The following is a 6,523-nucleotide window of genomic DNA, read 5'->3' as shown; positions in this document are numbered from 1 at the left end:
CTCCTACGATGACCGTGGACATTGCCCTGGCTTTTGCGATTCCCTATTCCCGAATCCCCATTCCCAGCACTTACGCGCGCTTGCGCGACTCGATCAGGTCCAGGTTGCGCACCAGCCGCCGCGACAGGTCGTCGGAGATCTCGCGACGGCGCGCAAGCTTGAACAGCTCGTTGCGCTCGGCCACCAGGGCGGTGTGACGGAACTGGCGCAAGGCCTGCTCGTAGGCGCCGGCCTCTTCCGGATCGGTTTCGGCCATGTCCACGGCACCCAGCTTGCGCTGGTAACGCTGACTGACCTGATTGGCGGCGGCGTTGTAGCGCTCGGCATGCGCGCTGTCTTCCACCAGCCGCTGGCGCAGCTTCTCCACCGCCTCCAGGGCCGCCTGCGAGGCGGCCTTGACGGCCAGGTCTTCCTTTTGCTGTTCGTCTTCCTCTTCCGGCAACTCCAGCCCGCGCAGCAGGCGCGGCAATGCCACGCTGGCCACCAGCAAGGAAACCAGGATCACCGAGGCCGCCAGGAAGATCGCCAGCTGGCGGGCCGGAAACGGCGAGCCGTCTTCCAGCATCAGCGGCAGCGTCAGCACGCCGGCCAGGGTGATCGCCCCGCGCACGCCCGCCAGCGACACCGCCACCACGATTCGCCAGGGCGGGCTGACATGCGCCTCGCCCCGTCGTTGCGCCTTGAAGATGTTCCAGCGCAGCGACAGGAACACCCACACAAAGCGCAGCGCCATCAGGCTGGTGCTGATGGTGGCCACGTACACCGCCAGCCACCACGGATTGAGGTGCCCGGCCTCCTGCACGCTGCGCACCGCCCCGTCCAGGATGCCCGGCAACTGCTCGCCCAGCAGCACGAAGATGATGCCGTTGAAGGTGAACTGCACCGTGTCCCACACCGCCGAGCGCTGCAGACGCATGTTGCCCGGCGCGTTGCCGGCCATTTCCACGTAGCTCATGGTGATGCCGGCGGCCACCGCGGCCAGGATTCCGGAGGCGTGGAAGGCTTCGGCCAGCAGGTACGCGGCGAACGGCGTGAGCAGGTTGACCAGGATCGCCGAGCCGGGCTCCTCGCCGAAATGGCGCCAGATCCAGGCCTGGATCCGGCTCAGGCCGAAGGTGGTGGCCACGCCCAGCGCCAACCCGGCCAGCGCCACCCACAGGAAGGTGAGCGAAGCGGTCGCCACCGAGAAGGTACCGGTCAGCACCGCGGCCACGGCGAACTGGAAGCACACCAGGCCCGAGGCGTCGTTGAGCAGCGACTCGCCTTCCAGGATGTGCATCAGGCGCTTGGGAATCGGCACCTTGGAGGCGATCGAGGACACCGCCACCGGGTCGGTCGGCGAAATGATGGCGGCCAGCGCGAACGCCACCGCCAGCGGCATGGCCGGGATCAGCCAATGGATCAACAGGCCGGCGCCGATCACCGTGAACACCACCAGGCCCAGCGCCAGCTCCAGGATCGCCGCCTTGTCGCGGAACAGGCCTTGTTTGGGAATGCGCCAGCCGTCCAGGAACAGCAGCGGCGGCAGGAACAGCAGGAAGAACAATTCCGGTTCCAGCTCGTGCCCGGCATCGAACACACCGGAGACCACCGCGCCCAGCGCGATCTGGACCAACGGCAACGGCAGCGAGAACGGCAGGATGCGGATCAGATAACCGCTGGCCGCGACCGCCAGCAACATGGCGAGGACGACATCGATCGAATGCATGTAAAACCCGGAGGAAGAAACGGCCGTACGTGCGGCATCATCTTGCGACGCACAACAACGCACTGACGGGAACATACCGGTTTGCAACCGGTGATGAAACCATCAGGCGCGATCGATTCGGCCCTGCCAGCCCATCGCGCCGCCCTTCCTTGGCCACTCGATCGCAGGTGACCTGCGGCAGCGCATCGATACAAACAGCCACCAATGCTGCGGAGACTGCCGCGTCCCGGGACGTGAGGCAGCACCACGCAACACCGATGCCAATTGGGCAGCCGGCGGCAGCGCACCTGATGCTGCACACGCGACCGGCAGCGATCGCGGCAACAGCGCGGCGACTCGATTCAACAGTGTTCCTGACACCACACTCACCACGCCAAACACCGTAATGAACATCAAGACCACGTGATGCATCCGGCCCGCACCGGCAGGCGTATTGACCCTACGGTTGCCATCCAGGCGATCGCCAACCCAAAGGATCGATGCCTCATGAAGACGTCATTGCAGTCGCTTGCCATTGCTACCGCCATTGCCCTGACCAGCGCGATGGCTCCTGCTTACGCTGCGTCCAACCCGACGGTGGGTGGTGCGCCGATGCTGGTCACCAAGGACATCGTCGACAACGCCGCCACCTCCAAGGATCACACCACGTTGGTTGCTGCGGTGAAGGCCGCCGGACTGGTCGAGACCTTGAAGGGCCCGGGCCCGTTCACCGTGTTTGCGCCGACCAATGCGGCATTTTCCGCCCTGCCGGCCGGCACGGTGGACACCCTGCTGAAGCCCGAGTCCAAGGCGACCTTGACCAAGGTCCTCACCTATCACGTGGTGCCGGGCAAGGTGGACGCCGCCTCGCTGATCGCCAAGATCAAGGCCGGCGGCGGTAGCGCCACGCTGACCACGGTGCAGGGCGAGCCGCTCACCGCAAAGCTCAATGGCAAGAAGGTCACCCTCACCGACGCCAAGGGCAATACCGCCACCGTCACCATCGCCGATGTCAACCAGAGCAACGGCGTGATCCACGTGATCGACAAGGTGTTGATGCCGTAACGGCAGTTGCTGCGCCACCCGCAGGTGGCCTGCGCGCGACGTCATCGGCGGAACGGAGCCACGTTCCGTCGATGGTCGACGCCGACCGCGCATGCGGCACTTGCAGGGAGTTCAATCGTGATGAGCACGTGCCGGTTGTGGGTGTCCCGACAGATGCGCTCCAAGCCGGAGCGCACTGGCGGTAAGCGCATCCCGAAACGATTCCCGCTCCTTCGATGACGGCGCAGCAATTCACTGGCTGCGCTTGAGTGACCTGTCTGGATGCGATGGCGTAGCACTCCGGCGCCATCGCGTCCGCTTCCTGCTCCGACACATAGACACGAGTGATCAGCGAAGCCGCACGCGTCCGGGCACCAGACGTCGGGCGGCGCCACCACACCGCGAAGCGGCGGTGCGGGACCACCGGTTCGCCAGTGGCCCCGTTTGGTGTCATCGTTCTCCGACACCATGCGCGTGCAGCTGCACGCGCATCTTTTATGTCCTCACGGTGCGATCTGCGGCGATCGGTGCATGCAGCAACTGGCGCAGGTCGTCGACAAAGCCGCGGTAGCCTTCCTCGCGCGCAGCCTCCGAGCCTTGCCGCAGGACCCACGAGGGGTGCACGGTGGCCAGCACCGGCGTGCCATCGTCCAGCACCTGCCACTGGCCGCGCTGCTGCATCAAGCGAAAGCGGCTCCCCAACACCGCCTGTGCGGCCGTCGCCCCCAGACAGACGATATGCGCCGGTCGCAGTTGCGCGCGCTCGGCGTGCAGCCAGCCGCTGCAGGCCTGGACATGCGAACGCTCCGGGTTGCGATGCAGGCGGCGCTTGCCGCGCTGTTCGAACCGAAAGTGCTTGACCGCATTGGTCACGTAGAAGGTCGTGCGGTCCACACCCAACTCGCCCAGTGCCATCGTGAACAGGCGCCCGGCCGGGCCGACAAACGGACGCCCACTCAGGTCCTCTTCGTCGCCCGGCTGCTCGCCGATGACCATCACCGCTGCATCGTCCGGCCCTTCGCCGAACACGGTCTGGGTGGCCGGTTGCCACAGCTCGCAGCGCCGGCAATCGCGCGCTGCCACACGCAGCTGCGCAAGGCTTTGGGTTGCCACTTCCACGGCTGGTACAGGTGCCACCGGCACCCGCCGTCGCACCGGCTCGGGCGCGCGCTCGGCCATCTCGCGCACCCGCACGCCGGCGTCGCGGATCAGCTCCGGCAGCAGCGCCGCTTCGGGCAGGTTCTTCCAGTATTTCTGCGGCATCTCCTGCCGCATCATGGTGGGATTGAGCCGCGCCGGATTGAAGATATGCGCGTAATAGGTGCGCCACAGGGCTTCCTGCGCATCGTCTGCGGGCAGCTGCGTCCGCACCGCACCCTCGCCGAACGACAATGCCTCGCCATCCCAGCGCACGCTGCGATACGGCGTCAGGATCGCCCACTGCATGCCGGCAAACCGCCGCGCAAAAAACGGGGCGACGCGGTCCACGATGCAATGATCGGGCTCGAACCAGGCAACGAAGTCCTCCACCTCGCCCGGCAGGCGGCGAAACCGCACAAACGCCTTCATCTTGTGGGTATCGCGCTGCACCGCTTTCTGCCATTGCCGCAAACGATGCACATCCACGTCGGTGGCGCGCTCCAGCAGCGCCTTCTCGCCGGAAGCGATCCGCCACAGCAACCGATACAACACCGCATGCCGCTGCGGGTCACGATGGCATAGCACCGACGCCGCCAATTGCATGAAGTCCGCCGACACCCGTGGCGGTGCCACCACCACCGGCAGGTCCTGCAGCCGCTGCCCCATCAGCAACCCGCCCTGCGCCCCGCCGTTCCATGCCACGTCATCCGGCTCAACCTGCGCACACCAGCCGGCCCGCGCCAACGCACGCCACGCCTCGAAACTCCACGGTGGATCCACCTCAGCGCTGAACATCACTCACACCCGATCATCCTGGTTCCCACGCAGCAACGCGCACTGGCCAGCCACCTCCGACGCGGCTGTACCCGATCTCGCTAGCGCTGCTGCGCAACCGTGACTGCGCCGGCCCCTGAGGTTGCTGTCCCACCCCGCCTTGACGCAGGAAGCGCCCCACGCCGCCAGGTGCCGAAGCGCTTGGGGCAGAGCGCGGGATGACGGGAGCGGGAATTTGCAAGGCAGCGCCATATTGCTGCGTGAACACATTGCCGTGCGCCGCATGTCCGGCGAGCGGCCTGCCCCTCATCCGCCTGTCGGGCATCCTCGTCCGGGGAGAAGGCGGCGCCCTGCCGACGATGAGGCATCACTCAAACAGGCTCGCCTGCCGCGGTGCAGGCGCCAGCTGCGCACGCAAGCGCACCGGGTCGTCCAGGCGTTGCCGCGGATGATGATCCAGCACACTCACAAACGGCAGCAGCTTCTTCATCGGTACCCGCAAGCGGGCAAGGTCGCCCACCCGCAACCGCGCGTGCCGCCGCGACAACAGCAGCCGCTCCACGTTGCGGGTGCCCAGCCCCGGCACCCGCAGCAACATCTCGCGCGGCGCCTGGTTCAGATCCACCGGAAACCGCTCCGGGTTGCGCAATGCCCATGCCAGCTTGGGGTCCACGTCCAGATCGAGCATGCCGCTGGACTGCGCGGGCGCAATTTCTTCCACGCTGAATTCGTAGAAGCGCAGCAACCAGTCGGCCTGGTAGAGCCGGTGCTCGCGCTGCAGCGGCGGTGCCTGCAAGGGCAGCTTCGACGAGGCATCGGGGATCGGGCTGAAGGCCGAGTAATACACCCGCCGCATGCGGTAATTGCCGTAAAGATTATGGCTGGTGTCCAGGATGCTGCGGTCGTTGGCATCGTCGGCACCGACGATCATCTGCGTGCTCTGTCCGGCCGGGGCAAACCGCGGCGGCTTGGCCCGGCGTACCTTTTCGGCCTTGCGTTCGAGCTGGTTTTCTTCGATGCGCCAGCGCAGCTCGCCCATGGCCGAGCGGATGCCGCCGACGCTCTTCTCCGGTGCCAGCTGGGTCAGCCCCTGCTCGGTGGGCAACTCCACGTTGATGCTCAGACGGTCCGCATAGCGGCCGGCCGCCGCCAGCAGTTCGGGCGCTGCATCGGGAATGGTCTTGAGATGGATGTAGCCGGCAAAGTGATGCTCTTCGCGCAGCTGGCGCGCCACTTCCACCAGCTGCTCCATGGTGTAGTCGGAGTTGCGGATGATGCCGCTGGAGAGGAACAGGCCTTCGATGTAGTTGCGCTTGTAGAAGTCCAGCGTCAGCGTGACCACTTCTTCGGGCGTGAAACGTGCGCGGCGCACGTTGCTGGAGACGCGGTTGACGCAGTACGCGCAGTCGAACACGCAGAAGTTGGTCAGCAGGATCTTCAGCAGCGACACGCAGCGGCCGTCCGGCGTGTACGAGTGGCAGATGCCCATGCCCTCGGTGCTGCCGATCCCGCCGGTGCCGAGCGAGTTGCGCTTGTTCGCGCCACTGGAGGCGCAGGAGGCGTCGTATTTGGCGGCGTCGGCAAGGACGGCGAGCTTGTCGAGGATTTTCACGCAAGCAGCATGCAGCCGGGGCGTCTCAGCCTATGAGACTGCGCGGCAGCCGATCGTGAACGCTTCAGAGCGCAGCCCTGCCGCCACGCCGGCACCGTCCTGCGACCCGATCAGGCTGCGGTGGCCGCGGCGCCATCGAAGCGATAGAGATCCATCGCCAGAAAGCCCGCATCGATGCCGGCATCGATGCGCTGTGCGCCGAGCTGGTCGCCCCCGGCCGCACCCATCGCGACGTAGAGCGGCAGCAGATGCTCGTCGCTGGGATG

Annotated in this window: 4 protein-coding genes and 1 pseudogene; 1 reads left to right on the top strand and 4 read right to left on the bottom strand. The window is 66.4% G+C overall.

Features of this window, described 5'->3' with window-relative positions; genetic code table 11:
- Window positions 1–70: 70 nt before the first annotated feature.
- Window positions 71–1,708 carry a Na+/H+ antiporter gene (locus tag OZ10_RS18950; protein WP_039405778.1) on the bottom strand — a complete coding sequence of 546 codons (1,638 nt, stop codon included), beginning with the start codon at window positions 1,706–1,708 and terminating at the stop codon, window positions 71–73.
- 486 nt (window positions 1,709–2,194) lie between these two features.
- On the opposite strand from OZ10_RS18950, the gene OZ10_RS18945 reads away from it, so the two are divergent.
- Window positions 2,195–2,752, top strand: a complete 558-nt coding sequence (locus tag OZ10_RS18945; protein ID WP_039405780.1) for a fasciclin domain-containing protein — start codon at window positions 2,195–2,197, stop codon at window positions 2,750–2,752.
- Between the two features lie 474 nt (window positions 2,753–3,226).
- Here the strand turns inward: OZ10_RS18945 and OZ10_RS18940 are convergent, their stop codons facing one another.
- The 3 genes and pseudogenes from OZ10_RS18940 to OZ10_RS18930 form a co-directional block, all read right to left on the bottom strand.
- Entirely contained in the window at window positions 3,227–4,666 is a 1,440-nt protein-coding gene (locus tag OZ10_RS18940; protein ID WP_039566556.1) for a UdgX family uracil-DNA binding protein, read from the bottom strand.
- A 346-nt stretch (window positions 4,667–5,012) separates the two neighbouring features.
- On the bottom strand, window positions 5,013–6,257 hold the full coding sequence (locus OZ10_RS18935) for a putative DNA modification/repair radical SAM protein (protein WP_039405785.1): 1,245 nt from the start codon (window positions 6,255–6,257) through the stop codon (window positions 5,013–5,015).
- Window positions 6,258–6,367: 110 nt separating this feature from the next.
- Window positions 6,368–6,523, bottom strand: a pseudogene (locus tag OZ10_RS18930) (dioxygenase); the annotation flags it as partial.

It is taken from the genome of Xanthomonas cannabis pv. cannabis (genome assembly GCF_000802365.1).
GTDB classification, from domain to species: Bacteria; Pseudomonadota; Gammaproteobacteria; order Xanthomonadales; family Xanthomonadaceae; genus Xanthomonas; species Xanthomonas cannabis.
The sequence above is the reverse complement of the archived record's forward strand: the minus strand, read 5'-3'. Positions and strand labels throughout refer to the sequence as shown.